This is a genomic window from Stenotrophomonas sp. CCNWLW162 (assembly GCF_037203745.1).
In the GTDB taxonomy this organism is placed as follows: Bacteria; Pseudomonadota; Gammaproteobacteria; order Xanthomonadales; family Xanthomonadaceae; genus Stenotrophomonas; species Stenotrophomonas maltophilia_AQ.
On record NZ_JBBCBL010000002.1, the window covers coordinates 1 to 13,606 of the forward strand.

The 13,606-nt window shown below is 67.0% G+C and carries 17 protein-coding genes and 1 other RNA gene; 12 read left to right on the forward strand and 6 right to left on the reverse strand.

Features of this window, described 5'->3' with window-relative positions; genetic code table 11:
- Window positions 1–513: 513 nt before the first annotated feature.
- Together V9K93_RS05055 and V9K93_RS05060 are read right to left on the reverse strand one after the other, a co-directional pair.
- Window positions 514–1,836, reverse strand: coding sequence for an aminopeptidase P N-terminal domain-containing protein (locus V9K93_RS05055; RefSeq protein WP_337302400.1), 1,323 nt, complete (start codon window positions 1,834–1,836; stop codon window positions 514–516).
- A 5-nt stretch (window positions 1,837–1,841) separates the two neighbouring features.
- Entirely contained in the window at window positions 1,842–2,390 is a 549-nt protein-coding gene (locus tag V9K93_RS05060; protein ID WP_046988283.1) for a YecA/YgfB family protein, read from the reverse strand.
- Between the two features lie 154 nt (window positions 2,391–2,544).
- Here V9K93_RS05060 and V9K93_RS05065 point away from each other — a divergent pair, with 154 nt between their 5' ends.
- The 8 genes from V9K93_RS05065 to V9K93_RS05100 all read left to right on the forward strand — a co-directional run bounded on the left by V9K93_RS05065 (window position 2,545) and on the right by V9K93_RS05100 (window position 6,773).
- The gene (locus V9K93_RS05065) at window positions 2,545–2,766 is read left to right on the forward strand and encodes a TIGR02449 family protein (RefSeq protein WP_005410898.1); all 222 of its coding nucleotides are present in this window, start codon (window positions 2,545–2,547) and stop codon (window positions 2,764–2,766) included.
- Window positions 2,763–3,059, forward strand: coding sequence for a cell division protein ZapA (locus V9K93_RS05070; protein WP_006467013.1), 297 nt, complete (start codon window positions 2,763–2,765; stop codon window positions 3,057–3,059). Before V9K93_RS05065 ends, V9K93_RS05070 begins: the two co-directional genes overlap by 4 nt.
- A 97-nt stretch (window positions 3,060–3,156) precedes the next feature.
- Window positions 3,157–3,342, forward strand: a non-coding RNA gene (gene ssrS, locus V9K93_RS05075) — 6S RNA.
- Between the two features lie 83 nt (window positions 3,343–3,425).
- A complete protein-coding gene (locus V9K93_RS05080) occupies window positions 3,426–4,019 on the forward strand; it encodes a 5-formyltetrahydrofolate cyclo-ligase (protein WP_046988282.1) in 594 nt (197 codons plus the stop codon).
- Window positions 4,016–4,495, forward strand: a complete 480-nt coding sequence (locus V9K93_RS05085; protein WP_012512007.1) for an EVE domain-containing protein — start codon at window positions 4,016–4,018, stop codon at window positions 4,493–4,495. Before V9K93_RS05080 ends, V9K93_RS05085 begins: the two co-directional genes overlap by 4 nt.
- Window positions 4,496–4,517: 22 nt before the next feature.
- The gene (gene rpiA / locus V9K93_RS05090) at window positions 4,518–5,165 is read left to right on the forward strand and encodes a ribose-5-phosphate isomerase RpiA (RefSeq protein ID WP_046988281.1); all 648 of its coding nucleotides are present in this window, start codon (window positions 4,518–4,520) and stop codon (window positions 5,163–5,165) included.
- A gap of 20 nt (window positions 5,166–5,185) precedes the next feature.
- Window positions 5,186–5,629, forward strand: a complete 444-nt coding sequence (locus V9K93_RS05095) for a DUF192 domain-containing protein (RefSeq protein WP_337302157.1) — start codon at window positions 5,186–5,188, stop codon at window positions 5,627–5,629.
- A gap of 298 nt (window positions 5,630–5,927) precedes the next feature.
- Window positions 5,928–6,773, forward strand: a complete 846-nt coding sequence (locus V9K93_RS05100; protein WP_010484022.1) for a SirB1 family protein — start codon at window positions 5,928–5,930, stop codon at window positions 6,771–6,773.
- Window positions 6,774–6,844: 71 nt separating this feature from the next.
- Here the strand turns inward: V9K93_RS05100 and V9K93_RS05105 are convergent, their stop codons facing one another.
- The gene (locus V9K93_RS05105; RefSeq protein ID WP_014038358.1) at window positions 6,845–7,069 is read right to left on the reverse strand and encodes a rubredoxin; all 225 of its coding nucleotides are present in this window, start codon (window positions 7,067–7,069) and stop codon (window positions 6,845–6,847) included.
- A 34-nt stretch (window positions 7,070–7,103) separates the two neighbouring features.
- Here V9K93_RS05105 and thiE point away from each other — a divergent pair, with 34 nt between their 5' ends.
- Both thiE and hemL read left to right on the forward strand, forming a co-directional pair.
- The gene (thiE, locus tag V9K93_RS05110) at window positions 7,104–7,730 is read left to right on the forward strand and encodes a thiamine phosphate synthase (RefSeq protein ID WP_046983016.1); all 627 of its coding nucleotides are present in this window, start codon (window positions 7,104–7,106) and stop codon (window positions 7,728–7,730) included.
- 16 nt (window positions 7,731–7,746) lie between these two features.
- Entirely contained in the window at window positions 7,747–9,036 is a 1,290-nt protein-coding gene (hemL, locus tag V9K93_RS05115) for a glutamate-1-semialdehyde 2,1-aminomutase (RefSeq protein ID WP_337302158.1), read from the forward strand.
- Between the two features lie 106 nt (window positions 9,037–9,142).
- Here hemL and azu read toward each other — a convergent pair whose 3' ends face one another.
- A complete protein-coding gene (gene azu, locus V9K93_RS05120; protein WP_006389875.1) occupies window positions 9,143–9,592 on the reverse strand; it encodes an azurin in 450 nt (149 codons plus the stop codon).
- A 123-nt stretch (window positions 9,593–9,715) separates the two neighbouring features.
- Between azu and V9K93_RS05125 the strand changes: the two genes are divergently transcribed.
- Window positions 9,716–10,318 (forward strand): HAD-IA family hydrolase, encoded by a 603-nt coding sequence (locus V9K93_RS05125; RefSeq protein ID WP_295376936.1) that lies wholly within the window; start codon window positions 9,716–9,718, stop codon window positions 10,316–10,318.
- Window positions 10,319–10,369: 51 nt separating this feature from the next.
- Here the strand turns inward: V9K93_RS05125 and V9K93_RS05130 are convergent, their stop codons facing one another.
- Entirely contained in the window at window positions 10,370–11,596 is a 1,227-nt protein-coding gene (locus V9K93_RS05130; protein WP_006467246.1) for an acetylornithine transaminase, read from the reverse strand.
- Window positions 11,597–11,659: 63 nt separating this feature from the next.
- On the opposite strand from V9K93_RS05130, the gene V9K93_RS05135 reads away from it, so the two are divergent.
- Window positions 11,660–12,532 carry an ion transporter gene (locus V9K93_RS05135; protein WP_136639602.1) on the forward strand — a complete coding sequence of 291 codons (873 nt, stop codon included), beginning with the start codon at window positions 11,660–11,662 and terminating at the stop codon, window positions 12,530–12,532.
- Between the two features lie 65 nt (window positions 12,533–12,597).
- Here V9K93_RS05135 and V9K93_RS05140 read toward each other — a convergent pair whose 3' ends face one another.
- Window positions 12,598–13,527, reverse strand: a complete 930-nt coding sequence (locus V9K93_RS05140; protein WP_211195217.1) for a YiiG family protein — start codon at window positions 13,525–13,527, stop codon at window positions 12,598–12,600.
- Window positions 13,528–13,606: the final 79 nt, after the last annotated feature.

The window sequence follows — 13,606 nt, forward strand, 5'->3', positions numbered from 1 at the left end:
GGGGGGGGGGGGGGGGGGGGGGGGGGGGGGGGGGGGGGGGGGGGGGGGGGGGGGGGGGGGGGGGGGGGGGGGGGGGGCGGGCGGGGGGGGGGGGGGGGGGGGGGGGGGGGGCCCGGGCGCCCCGCCCCCCCCCCCCCCCCCCCCGCCCCACCCCTGACAGTTTCCTGCGCGCGTTCAACCACGGAAAAGAAAAAAGAAAAGCAAAAGCGGGTCGCTCGCTGCGCTCGCTCTGTGTCGACCAAGGTCGACACCTACCAATCGTCGTTCGTTCCAACAACCGCCGTTACCAACAGCCGCGTGAACCTGTCGAAGGCGGGGCACTGTGGGCTTGCGGGGTGTGAGCGGCATGGATGCCGCGACCAAGCCTCCAGGGATGGATTCACGGCGTCCCCGCAATCCCACAGTGCCCCGCCATCCCACGGATAGCCCGCTTTGGTCTTGGCTTTGGCATTGGCTTTGGCCTTGGCTGTTGCCTCTGCGGGTGCAGGGCTGCAAGCCCTGCCGAAACCCCTCTTACCCCGCCATCACCGCTTCGATCTCGTCGGCGCTGCGCGCCAGGCCCTCGGTCAGCACGCGATGGCCGTCATCGGTGATCAGCACATCGTCCTCGGTGCGGATGCCGATACCGCGCCAGCGCGATTCCACCGTCGTGTCGTCCACGCCGATGTACAGCCCCGGCTCGATGGTGAACGCCATGCCCGGCTCCAGCAGGCGCGAATCGCCGGCCAGGCGGTAGTCGCCCACGTCGTGCACGTCCATGCCGATCCAGTGCCCGGTCTTGTGCCGGTAGAAGCGCTGGTACAGGCCCTCGGACAGGTTCTTTTCCAGCGTGCCCTTCAGCAGGCCCAGCCGCAGCAGGCCTTCGGTCAGGGTCTGCACCGCCGCCAGGTGGCCCATCTCATAGGCCACGCCCGGCTTGGCCTGGGCCAGTGCCGCGGCCTGTGCATCACCGACCAGGTCGTGCAGCGCGCGCTGTTCGGCACTGAAGCGGCCATTCACCGGGAACGTGCGGGTGATGTCGCTGGCATAGCCACGGTACTCGGCACCGGCATCGATCAGCACCAGTTCGCCGTCACGCGAACGCGCGTTGTTGTCGCGGTAATGCAGGATGCAACCGTTGCGGCCGGCACCGACAATGCTGCAGTACGCCGGCACCGCATCGTTGGCACGGAACACCCGTTCCAGTTCGGCCTGCAGTTCGTACTCGTGAATGCCCGCCTTCGCTGCCTTCATCGCCGCCAGGTGCGCGCGCACGCTGATCTGCGCGGCATGGTGCATCAGCGCTACTTCCGAACCGGACTTGAACAGGCGCTGCTCGTGCAGCAGATGGCCCAGCTCCAGGAACTCATGCGGCGGTTGCGCGCCGTGGCGCACCTGCGAACGAACACGGTTGACCCAGCCGATCAGCTTCAGGTCGAAGTCGGCATCGCGGCCGAAGTGGTAATAGACGCGCGAACGCCCTTCCAGCAGGCCCGGCAGGATCTCGTCCAGATCATCGATCGGATAGGCATCGTCCATGCCGTACTGCGCCACCGCGCCTTCCTGGCCGGCACGGCCACCGTCCCAGGCTTCGCGCTCGGCGTCGCGCTCGCGGCAGAACAGGATCGCCTCGCCATGGCGGCGACCGGGAATCAGCACCAGCACCGCTTCCGGTTCCGGGAAGCCACTCAGGTACTGGAAGTCCGAATCCTGCCGGAACGGGTAATGGGTATCCAGGCTGCGCACCTTCTCGGCTGCGGCGGGCAGCACCAGGATCGCGTCCTCGCCGGCCATGTCCATCAGCTGGCGGCGGCGACGCTTGTACTCGCCGGCCGCGATGCCGGTGCGCTGCTTGATATCCATCAATTCAGCCGCTGCCGATGGCGCGAGGCCAGCACCACGTCACCGTGCAGCAACAGCACCGCCACGCGGATGAACTCCTCGATCTCCGACAGTGCTTCGTCGTCATCGTCACCACCGGCCTCGAAGTCCTCGCTGGAGGCGCGGGCCAGGCTGGCCATGTCGTTCAACGCTTCTTCGCCCTCTTCGGACAGCGCCGGGCGATGGCCGCCACTGCCCAGGCCGAAGCCGCCGAGGAAGCTGCGGGTCCAGGCGAACATGGCATCGGCCTGCGCGGCCACGTCGTCGTTGTCGGTCAGCAGCAGCTCGAAGGCGAAGTCGCGGTCTTCCAGCTGCTTGATGGTGGCCTGCAGCAGCTGAGCCAGCACACTGTCGGCGGCCACCGGGGCCAGATTGTCGTCGGCCAGCACGCGCGCCGGCCAGTCATTGCCGGGGGCGCCGCCAGCGGCCAGCCAGCCACACAGCGCACCGTGCAGCTCGGCAGCGGTGGCACCCAGGCCCAGCGCCTGGCTGGCGCGGGAAACGTCGTCGACGGAGGGAAGTTCGGTCATCGTGCGGCTCGTTCGGATAAGGAAACCAGGAGCGCGCACGCGCGCGCCCGTGAGACCGCCTAGTGTAGCAACCTGACGGTCTCCTCCCCGTGGCCGCCGGGCCTTGCTGCGACAGCGCTTGACCGCCCTTGCCCCGCTTGCCTATCGTGCCCGCATGGAACCCGCCGATCCCCTTGCCCAGCTGCAGGACTTCGCCGCCCGCGTGGAAGCGTTGCTTGAACGCAACCAGCGGCTGGCCGAGGAGAACCGCAGCCTGCGCCACCAGCAGGAACAACTGGTGGCCGAGCGCTCCACGCTGCTGGCCAAGAACGAACAGGCGCGCTCGCGGGTGGAAGCAATGATCAGCCGGCTCAAATCCCTGGAGCAGCACACATGAGCGCCGAACCGGTCAGTGTCCGCATCCTCGATCGTGAATACACCGTGGGTGTCGGCGGTGATGAACGCGACAGCCTGATGGCGGCGGCGCGCCTGCTCGATGCACGCATGCGCGAGATCCGTGGCAGCAACCGCATGGCTGCGGTGGACCGCGTGGCCGTGCTGGCCGCGCTGAACCTGGCCCACGAACTGCAGCTGCTGCGCGACGAGAACGCCCGCCAGGCGGTGGCGCTGCAGCAGACGCTGGCCGACCTGAACCGGCGCCTGGACCGTGCGATTGACGGCGGTGCGTGAGAAACGCGCATAACGCGTCTTCTCATATCTGAATTGGCACGGACTGTTGCCGACGAACGGCCTATCCAGATCCTGTGTGCTGGCTATAATGGCCACGCGTTCTCTGCGGTACTCGACGGCATGTGCAAACATTCGCCTTGTCCCTTAAGAACGACACCGGGAGCGCGACAGCGCCGGGAGTGCAGGTCCGCCTTGTAGCGGGAAGCCCGATGGTTCTCCAGCGTTCCCACTTGAGCCCCCGGGTTCAAGGTCGTTTCGCATGCATCGACATTGCGGAGAATGCAATATTCCAGCAAGGGCGGCGTCTTCGGGCGTCGCCCTTGTTCTTTCCGGCACAATGACGGCTGATCCTTGCCGCACGCTGCCATGACCGACCCGCGCCAGGCCCTGCGCCACGACCTGCGGCAACGCCGCCGCGACCTTTCCGCCGGTGAGCGCATCGCCGCCGCCGAATCCCTCGCCGATGCCCTGCTGGCCCTGCCCTTCGCCCCGCGCAAAGGTACGGTGGCCGGCTACTGGGCGCTGGATGGCGAAATCGCCCTGCACCGGTGGCAGTTGCAGCTACCCGACACACTGACCTACTGCCTGCCGATTCTGGCAGGCGACACGCTGCGCTTCGCGCCGTGGCGGCCCGGACAACCGCTGACCAGCAACCGTTACGGCATCCCCGAGCCGGATGTAGCCGTGGAAGACACCCTGGAACCGGCGCAGATGGCGCTGGTGGTCACCCCGCTGGTGGGATTCGACACACAGTGCCGACGGCTGGGCATGGGGGGCGGCTGGTATGATCGCAGCTTCGCCTTCCGCCACGACCGGCCGGCGCCGCCCTGGCTGGTCGGCGCGGCGTTCGCGGTGCAGCAGGTCGAGTCCTTGCCGGTGGCGTCGTGGGACGTGCCGGTGGATGCGATCTGCACCGAAGACGGCACCCTGTTCCCCTCCGCTGCCCCCGTGAACGCATGACCGCCCGCAAGCGCTACTGGCTGATGAAGTCCGAACCGGACGCCTTCTCCATCGATGACCTGGCCAAGGTCAAGGTCGAACCCTGGAACGGGGTGCGCAACTACCAGGCGCGCAACTTCATGCGCGATGGCATGCAGGTGGGCGACGGCATCCTGTTCTACCACTCCAATACCAAGGTGCCGGGCATCGTCGGTCTGGCCACGGTGGCCAGCACGGCCTACCCGGACGACACCCAGTTCGACCCGAAATCCGACTACCACGACCCCAAGAGCACGCGCGAGAACCCGCGCTGGATGCTGGTGGACGTGGCCTTCGACCGCAAGCTCAAGCAGGTGATCGCGCTGGACGAGATCAAGCTGCACGCCGAAGCGCTGGGCGAAGGCTTCCCGCTGGTTGCCAAGGGCAACCGCCTGTCGGTGTTTCCGGTGACCGCTGCGCAGTGGAAGCTGCTGCTGTCGCTGGAAAAGAAATCCTGATTCCCTGCCTGAGAGTTCTCCCATGTCCGAAGCCAAGCGCCTGGCCGCCGAGAAAGCCATCGAGTACGTTGAAGACGGCATGATCGTCGGTGTCGGCACCGGTTCCACCGTGGCCTATTTCATCGATGCCCTGGCCCGCATCCAGCACCGCATCAAGGGCGCCGTGTCCAGCTCCGAACAGAGCACCGCGCGCCTGAAGCAGCACGGCATCGAGGTGATCGAGCTGAACCACAGCGGCAACCTGTCGCTGTACGTGGACGGCGCCGATGAGTGCGATGCCAACAAGTGCCTGATCAAGGGCGGCGGTGCCGCGCTGACCCGCGAGAAGATCATCGCCGAGGCCAGCGAGCGCTTCATCTGCATCGTCGACCCGAGCAAGCAGGTGCCGGTGCTGGGCAGATTCCCGCTGCCGGTGGAGGTGATTCCGATGGCGCGCAGCCTGATCGCCCGCCAGATCCGCGACATGACCGGCGGCCAGCCGACCTGGCGCGAAGGCGTGGTGACCGACAACGGCAACCAGATCCTGGACATCCACAACCTGCAGATCACCGATCCGGAAAAGCTGGAGCGCGAGCTCAACCAGCTGCCGGGCGTGGTCTGCGTCGGCCTGTTCGCGCGCCGTCGCGCCGATGTGGTGATCGTCGGCGGCGAGCCGCCGGTCGTGCTCTGACCTTTGCAAGGATCCTGACGATGTCACTGTTGCGTTCGCTGCTGATGCTTGCGCTGCTGGCCCTGGCCGGCTGCGCCACCGATGCGGCTCGCCACTGGGTCGAGCTGGATGGTGCGCGCTACCAGGTAGAGCTGGCCACCAACGATGAAACCCGCGCGCGCGGACTGATGTTCCGCGACCAGATGGCCGCTGACCACGGCATGTTGTTCATCCACGACCGCGAAGAAATGCAGGCGTACTGGATGAAGAACACCAAGCTTGCGCTGGACATCCTGTACTTCGACAGCGAGCGCAAGCTGGTCAGCCAGCAGCGCGATGTGCCGCCGTGCTCGGCCGGGGACATGTGCCCGCCCTACCCCAGCGGAGGCCCGGCGCGCTATGTGCTGGAGCTCAATGCCGGCCAGGCGGAGAAACTCAAGCTGAAGGACGGCACTGAGCTGACCTTCGGCCCGGGCATCGAGTAACAGGGTTCTGCCGGGCTGCGCCCGGCACCCGCCGAATCAACATCAAAGGCAAAAGCTGGGCTACCGAGGGATGGCGGGGCGGTGTGGGCCTGCAGGACACGCCGTAAACCCATCCCTGGGGGCTCGTAGGCACCATCCATGGCGCCTGCGGCCCTGCAAGCCCACACCGCCCCGCCTCTGACAGTTGGCCGGCGGCTGTTGGTAGGTGTCGACCTTGATCGACACGACAGTTCCAAGACGATGTTCTTTTCACGCGGCACCGCTTGAAACCGCCTGCGAATGACGCCAGTCTGTGGTCATGCAGGACCGGATCTCACTCCCCGACTGGGATGCACTGGCCGACCTCGAAGACGAGGCGCTGCCACTGTTGCCGACCGCGCTGCTGATCGCGCGCGACGAATACCCCGATCTGCAGCCGTCCACGTACGACGCGCTGATCCAGAGCCACGTCGATCACCTCCGCTCGGAAGTGGACAGCATCGACAACAGCCCGCTGAAGATGGCGGCGATCAACCGCCACCTGTTCGACGAGCTGGGCTACAGCGGCGACCACGACGAGTACTACGACCCGCGCAACAGCTACCTCAACCAGGTATTCGAGCGCCGCCTGGGCAACCCGATCTCGCTGGCGCTGGTGCAGATGGAAGTCGCGCGCCGGCTGGGAATCCCGCTGGATGGCGTGTCCTTCCCCGGGCACTTCCTGGTGCGCCTGCCGGTGGACGACGGCGTGCTGGTGATGGACCCGTTCAATGGCGGCCGCCCGCTGGACGTGGACGAACTGCGCGAGCGGGCCAAGTCACACCTGGGCGGGCAGATGCCCGACGACCAGGTGCTGGCGCAGATCCTCGACCCGGCCCCTGCGCGCGCGATCCTGATGCGGATGCTGCGCAACCTGCACGGCGTGTATGCCGAAGCGGGCGAATGGGACCGCGCCGCACGCAGTGCTGACCGCCTGCTGAAACTGGCCCCGGAGCAGGACGACGCGCTGCGTGATCGCGGCCTGGCCTACCTGCAGCTGGAATACCTGGCCGGTGCCCGCCATGACCTGGGGCAGTACCTGAAGCGCAACCCGGAAGCCAGCGATGCGCAGTGGCTGCGCGAGAAGCTGATCGACCTGGGTGGGCCGGTGCCGCGGCTGCATTGAGGTTGTCCGGTGTGCGGACCAACGGTCCGCACCCACCGGTAGCGCCGGGCCATGCCCGGCGGCCATTGCAATCAATCGACCTCGACCATCTCGAAATCGGCCTTGGTCACCCCGCAGTCCGGGCAGGTCCAGGTCTCGGGAATGTCTTCCCAGCGCGTCCCCGGCGCGATGCCCTCTTCCGGCAAGCCTTCCGCTTCGCTGTAAAGAAAGCCGCAGACCACGCACATCCAGGTACGCAAGGTGGTGGGGGTGGCGTCGCTCATCGGATAATCAGGACTGGATTCACGGGCCGCCATTGTCCCATCGCGGCCCACTCACCGGTAGCCATCGATGACTTCTGCTTCCCCGGCGCCCCGCGGCGTCTACCTGATCACCCCGGACGAGCCCGATACCGCGCGCCTGCTGGCCCGCACCGCGCCGCTGCTGGCCGCCGGCGCCACCTGGCTGCAGTACCGCAACAAGACCGCCAGCGACGCGCTGCGACTGGAGCAGGCCAACGCGCTGCAGGCGCTGTGCGCGGAGCACGGCGTGCCGCTGATCGTCAACGACGACCCGGCGCTGGCCAAGGCGGTCGGCGCCGCCGGCGTGCATCTGGGCGGCACCGATGGCGACATCCCCAGCGCGCGCGCCCTGCTCGGCGCGGACGCCATCATCGGCGCGTCCTGCTACGACCAGCTGGCCAATGCCGAGAAGGCCGTGGCCGCCGGTGCCAGTTACGTGGCCTTCGGCGCGTTCTTCCCGACCACCACCAAGGTCACCAGCAGCCGCGCCCACACCGACCTGCTGCGGCAAAGCGCCGCACTGGGCGTGCCACGGGTGGCGATCGGCGGGCTGACGCCGGACAATGTCGGTCCCATCATCGACGCCGGCGCCGATCTGGTCGCCGTGGTCAGCAGCGTGTTCGCCGCCGAAGACCCGGTGGCGACCCAGCGCGCCTACCTCGCCCAGTTCGCGTAATGCCCAGGAAATCCGCATGAACCACGACCAGTCCCACGCCTTGTTCTCCCGCGCCCAGCAGCTGCTGCCGGGCGGCGTCAATTCGCCGGTGCGCGCGTTCAAGTCGGTCGGCGGCGAGCCGTTCTTCGTCGAGCGCGCCGACGGTGCCTACCTGTACGACGTCGACGGCAACCGCTACATCGACTACGTCGGCTCCTGGGGCCCGATGATCGTCGGCCACAACCACACGGCGGTGCGCCAAGCGGTGAAGAAGGCGATCGACAATGGCCTGTCCTTCGGCGCGCCCTGTGCGGCCGAAGTGACCATGGCCGAGACCATCACCCGCCTGGTGCCGTCCTGCGAGATGGTGCGCATGGTCAACTCGGGCACCGAGGCCACGCTGTCGGCCATCCGCCTGGCCCGTGGCGCCACCGGCCGCAACCGCATCGTCAAGTTCGAGGGCTGCTACCACGGCCATGGCGATTCGTTCCTGGTCAAGGCCGGCAGCGGCATGCTGACCCTGGGCGTGCCGACCTCACCGGGCGTGCCAGCCGGCCTGAGCGAACTGACCCTGACCCTGCCCTACAACGACTTCGAAGCGGCCACTGCCCTGTTCGAGCAGCAGGGTGACGACATCGCCGGCCTGATCATCGAACCGGTGGTCGGCAACGCCAACTGTATTCCGCCACGCGAAGGCTACCTGCAGCACCTGCGCGAACTGTGCACGAAGCATGGCGCGCTGCTGATCTTCGACGAAGTGATGACCGGTTTCCGCGTCGCCCTCGGCGGTGCACAGGCGCATTACGGCATCACCCCGGACCTGACCACCTTCGGCAAGATCATCGGCGGCGGCATGCCGGTGGGCGCCTACGGCGGCCGCCGCGAGCTGATGCAGCAGATCGCACCAGCCGGCCCGATCTACCAGGCCGGTACGCTGAGCGGTAATCCGGTGGCGATGGCCGCTGGCCTGGCGATGCTGGAACTGATACAGCAGCCGGGGTTCCACGCCGATCTGGCCGAGCGCACCGCGCGCCTGTGTGCCGGCCTGGAAGCGGCCGCCGCCGAAGCCGGCGTGGCCGTGACCACCACCTGCGTGGGCGCCATGTTCGGCCTGTTCTTCACCAGCGAGAAGGTGGAGACCTATGCGCAGGCCACCGCCTGTGACATCCCGGCGTTCAACCGCTTCTTCCACGCGATGCTGGACCAGGGCGTGTTCCTCGCACCGTCGGCGTACGAAGCCGGCTTCCTGTCCAGCGCGCACGATGATGCGGTGATCGAAGCGACGCTGGCCGCTGCGCGCGTGGCGTTCAAGGCCGCCAAGGGCTGAGCCTCGCTCTGGCAGGTGCCAACCTTGGTTGGCACTGCCGCATCTGGTAGGTGCCAACCTTGGTTGGCACGGAGCAGTCGAGCATGGCTCGACTCTACATAAGGCATCAACCGAAGACGAACTTGCCCTTCATCATCGCGAAGTGGCCGGGGAACGAGCAGAAGAAGGTGTAGTCGCCCCCCTTCTGCAGCCCCTGGGTAGAGAAGCGCACGCGCGTGGTTTCGCCGCCGCCGATCACCTTGGTGTGTGCCAGCACACGCTTGTCGGCCTTCGGCAGGTAGCTGTCGGCCAAGGTCATGCGCATGCCCGCCATTGCCACCGGCTGGTAGTCGGCGCTGCGGGTCAGCACCCAGTTGTGGCCCATCGCGGTAGCGGCCAGCTTGCCGGTGTGGCGCAGGGTCAGGTCGACGGCGGTGCAGTCGGCCGCCACCTTGATCTCGCGGCTGCTGAAGCTCATCTGGTCAGTGCTGTCGATGCTGACCGCACATACCCGCGCCATCGCCGACGGCGCCAGCATCAGCGCGCCCAGTCCCACTGCCACCATCCAAGCCTTCATCGTTGCATCTCCTGCGGATTCAAGCGCCATTCTAGGCAGGCGCCTGCGGCCCCGTCTGCGACCGTCTGTCGCATGACTGGTCCAGGGTTTCCCGCGTGTTCACTGCAATGGCATGCTCGGCCAATGCGGATCGACCTGTTGCTGCTGGATGTGGATGGCGTGCTGGTGCAGTACCAGCGCGCGCAGCGCGTGCTGCACTTGGCCGAGGCGCTGGATGTCGCGCCGGAAACCGTGCAGGCCGCGCTGTACGACAGCGGGCTGGAGGCGCAGCACGACTGCGGCGTACTGGATGGCCCCACCTATCTGGCGCAGCTGAGCAGACAGCTGGGCCGCACCGTCGATGTGGCGACATGGACTGCCGCGCGCCAGGCCGCCAGCCATCCGCAGCACGCGGTACTGCAGCGGCTGCAGGCCCTGCAGCTGCCGCTGGCCGTACTGACCAACAATGGCGCGCTGATGGTACAGGCGTTGCCCAGCCTGCTGCCGGAACTGTTCCCGGCCCTGCAGGGCCGCGTGTTCTGCAGCGCGGATTTCGGTCTGCGCAAACCGGCGCCTGCGGTATTCCTGCGCACGCTGGAAGCACTGGACGTGGCGCCTGCGCGCACGCTGTTCGTCGATGATCTGTTCGCCAACGTGCGCGGCGCACGTGCCGCCGGCCTGCACGCGGAAACCGTGCGCGATGGCCGTGGGTTGGGCAAGGTGTTGAAGCGTTACCAGATTGCGTGAACCAATGTAGAGCCGAGCATGGGCTCGGCTCTATAGTTATCGCCGCTGGCTTCAGCGCGCGGCGATGAACGCAGCAATCGCTGCGCGCAGGCGCTTGAGGCCTTCGGCCACTTCTTCGTCGGTGATGTTCAGCGACGGCACGAAGCGCAGCACGTCCGGGCCTGCCTGCAGGGTCAGCAGGCCCTGCTCGGCAGCGTGATCGAGGATCGCACCAGCCTGGCCGGCAAAGTCCTTGCTCAGCACCGCGCCCAGCATCAGGCCCCGGCCACGCACGTCGCTGAACACGCCGAACTCGTCGTTGATGCGGGCGAAGCCATCGCGCAGCGCCTTCGACTGGCGGCTGACGTTGGCGGCGATCTCCGCCGAGGCGAGCTTGCGCAGCGCCACACGCGCGACGGCGGCAGCCAGCGGATTGCCACCGAAGGTGGTGCCGTGCGCGCCAAACTGCATGGTTTCAGCGACCTTGGGGCCGGCCAGCATCGCGCCGATCGGGAAGCCACCGCCCAGCGCCTTGGCCAGGGTGACCATGTCCGGCACCACGTCGTCCTGCCAGTGCGCGAACAGCGTGCCGGTGCGGCCCATGCCGGCCTGGATCTCGTCCAGCACCAGCAGTGCGTTGTGCTGGTCGCACAGTTCGCGCACGCGCTTGAGGAAACCGGACTTGGCCGGCATCACGCCGCCCTCGCCCTGGATCGGTTCCAGCATTACCGCCGCCACGTCGCCGGCGGCCATCGCGGTCTCCAGCTGCACCTCATCGTTGAAATCGATGTAGCGGAAGCCACCGGGCAGCGGCTCGTAACCTTCCTGGTACTTCGGCTGCGCAGTCGCGGTGACCGCGCCCATGGTGCGGCCGTGGAAGCTGCCACGGAAGGTGATGATCACCCGCTTGTCGGCCGGGCGGCCCTGGCTGGAGGCCCATTTGCGGACCATCTTGATCGCCACTTCGTTGGCTTCGGCGCCGGAGTTGCACAGGAACACGCGCTCGGCGAAGCGGCTGGCCTTCACCAGTTCCTCGGCCAGGTGCAGCGGCGGTGCGCTGTAGAACACGTTGCTGGTGTGCCACAGCTTGCCGGCCTGCTCGACCAGTGCGGCGACCAGGTCCGGATCGTTGTGGCCCAGGCCGCACACGGCGATGCCGGCGGCCAGGTCGATGAACTCACGGCCCTGGCTGTCCCACACGCGGGCGCCCTGGCCCCGCTCCAGTACCACCTGGCGGGGCTTGTAGACCGGCAGGTAATAGTGCGAAAGGGAGATCAGCGGATCGGTAGCGGCGGTCATGGCAGTCGGCAGGGTTCAGGAATCCCCATTCTCGCGCCGGAAACCCTGCGGCACAATGCGCCCATGCGACCGTTTTCCGCCCCCCAGCTGAACCCTGCCACCGAGACCGGCTGGCGCCGTCGGTGGTTCGACATCATCTACCGCCACGACACCCGTCCCTCGCGTAATTTCGACCTGATCCTGGTGGTGGCGATCATCGCCAGCATCCTGGTGGTGATGATCGACAGCGTGCAGCACCTGCATGCCGAGTGGTCCACGTGGCTGTACGTGCTTGAGTGGGGCTTCACGATCATCTTCACTGCCGAGTACCTGCTGCGGCTGGCAGTGGTCAAACGGCCGCTGCGCTACGCGACGAGTATCTGGGGCATCATCGACCTGCTGTCGATCCTGCCCGCCTATCTGTCGATGTTCATTCCCGGTGCGCAGAGCCTGCTGGTGGTGCGCGCGCTGCGCATCCTGCGCGTGTTCCGCATCCTCAAGCTGACCCGCTACATCGAGGAAAGCGGCGTCCTGATGACGTCGCTGTGGCGCAGCCGGCGCAAGGTGCTGGTGTTCCTGTTCACGGTGATCACCATCACCATCATCGCAGGTGCGCTGATGTACGTGATCGAGGGGCCGCAGTATGGTTTCACCAGCATCCCCACCAGCATGTACTGGGCGGTGGTGACGATGGCCACGGTCGGCTTCGGCGACATCGTTCCGCAGACCGTGCTTGGCCGCTTCGTGACCTCGGTGCTGATCCTGATCGGCTACAGCATCATCGCCGTGCCCACCGGCATCTACACCGCCGAACTGGCCAGCACCATGCGCGAGGCCGAGCAGGCCGCGCGCCGTGATGCGCGTGGCTGCCCGGACTGCGGACTGGAAGGGCACGAACCGGATGCGCGCCATTGCCGCAAGTGTGGTGGCCAGCTGCCGGATGCGTTCAACCATTGAGGCGCAGGCCGGCCAGCGGCCGGCACTCCCCCTTGGCGGTTACGCATGGATGCGTGCGCCGTTACTCACCGCATGCGGTTGCTGGTGGTCACCAGATCGTTGTAGGCGGCCATCACTGCGGCCTCCGTCCCCGCGGGCGCCGAGCCCACGCGACCGCTGGATGCGCGTTCCTGCTCGCGCTCACGGTCGGTGAATGCCTTGCCTGACGCAAGGCGATCGACACGACGCCCGGCATCGCGGATCAGTACGTCGGTCGATCGCTGCACATGTGCCCACAGCGGGTTGTCCTTGCCCACCCCTGCGTCCTGCATTTCCTTGACCAAGGCTTGATAGCTGGCCAGCTGCGTGCGCGCCCCCTGTAGATCCGGCGACTCTCCCTGCAGCGACGTCGCCAGGCGCTTGCCGTCCCCCACGATGCGCAGCTGGTAGTACGTCAGCGAACGGCCTTCGTCCGCCTCGATCTGCTTGAGCTGTTCAGCCCGGCGTTCTTCCTCGTTCTTTTCCAGTGCTGCATCCAGCGTCTCGCTGGCCTTGAAGAACGTCGCGTACGCCTGCATCAACGGCGCGTGCTGGGCACGCATCCCATCGCCGCCGTCGCGACGATAGTCTTCACGGGTGAAGTACCCATCGGCACTCTCAATCCGCGCATACAGCGACTGGAACGCCTTCTGATACTGGCGCACCGGCTCATCCAAGGGCGTCGCTGGTGCCTTCTCCAGTGCTTCGCTCAGCGGCTGGCCGCAATACTCGACGCGATGCGAAAGCACCTTGCCTGGCGAACGCGGCTGCGCCTCCTTGCCGGTAGGGCCGGCTTGGGGATCCTTGATCCAGCTGGTGTAAGTCTGGAAGCCGTCATGGACGGGCTGCTCCACACCGTTATAGCACTCGATGTAAGCGTTGATCTTGGCCAGGCTGGGGTCGGCCGCAGCCAGCCCCGCGACCTTGTTGCAGCCCGTCAGGCTGGCCAGCGTGCCCAGCAGAAGAAGAGGAAGCATGCGCGTGGATGTGTTCAAATCGATTCCTTGCAGAAACAGAAGCAGCGTGCATCGTCGGCCATGGCGCGGGCAGCCGCTC

Bases quoted from the DNA above. Each gene is read 5' to 3' on its own strand.
- V9K93_RS05135 (WP_136639602.1), top strand. From the start codon at position 11,660: ATGCGACCGTTTTCCGCCCCCCAGCTGAACCCTGCCACCGAGACCGGC.
- V9K93_RS05065 (WP_005410898.1), top strand. From the start codon at position 2,545: ATGGAACCCGCCGATCCCCTTGCCCAGCTGCAGGACTTCGCCGCCCGC.
- hemL (WP_337302158.1), top strand. From the start codon at position 7,747: ATGAACCACGACCAGTCCCACGCCTTGTTCTCCCGCGCCCAGCAGCTG.
- V9K93_RS05095 (WP_337302157.1), top strand. From the start codon at position 5,186: ATGTCACTGTTGCGTTCGCTGCTGATGCTTGCGCTGCTGGCCCTGGCC.
- rpiA (WP_046988281.1), top strand. From the start codon at position 4,518: ATGTCCGAAGCCAAGCGCCTGGCCGCCGAGAAAGCCATCGAGTACGTT.
- V9K93_RS05130 (WP_006467246.1), bottom strand. From the start codon at position 11,596: ATGACCGCCGCTACCGATCCGCTGATCTCCCTTTCGCACTATTACCTG.
- thiE (WP_046983016.1), top strand. From the start codon at position 7,104: ATGACTTCTGCTTCCCCGGCGCCCCGCGGCGTCTACCTGATCACCCCG.
- V9K93_RS05140 (WP_211195217.1), bottom strand. From the start codon at position 13,527: ATGCTTCCTCTTCTTCTGCTGGGCACGCTGGCCAGCCTGACGGGCTGC.
- V9K93_RS05125 (WP_295376936.1), top strand. From the start codon at position 9,716: ATGCGGATCGACCTGTTGCTGCTGGATGTGGATGGCGTGCTGGTGCAG.
- V9K93_RS05070 (WP_006467013.1), top strand. From the start codon at position 2,763: ATGAGCGCCGAACCGGTCAGTGTCCGCATCCTCGATCGTGAATACACC.
- V9K93_RS05080 (WP_046988282.1), top strand. From the start codon at position 3,426: ATGACCGACCCGCGCCAGGCCCTGCGCCACGACCTGCGGCAACGCCGC.
- V9K93_RS05060 (WP_046988283.1), bottom strand. From the start codon at position 2,390: ATGACCGAACTTCCCTCCGTCGACGACGTTTCCCGCGCCAGCCAGGCG.
- azu (WP_006389875.1), bottom strand. From the start codon at position 9,592: ATGAAGGCTTGGATGGTGGCAGTGGGACTGGGCGCGCTGATGCTGGCG.
- V9K93_RS05085 (WP_012512007.1), top strand. From the start codon at position 4,016: ATGACCGCCCGCAAGCGCTACTGGCTGATGAAGTCCGAACCGGACGCC.
- V9K93_RS05100 (WP_010484022.1), top strand. From the start codon at position 5,928: ATGCAGGACCGGATCTCACTCCCCGACTGGGATGCACTGGCCGACCTC.
- V9K93_RS05105 (WP_014038358.1), bottom strand. From the start codon at position 7,069: ATGGCGGCCCGTGAATCCAGTCCTGATTATCCGATGAGCGACGCCACC.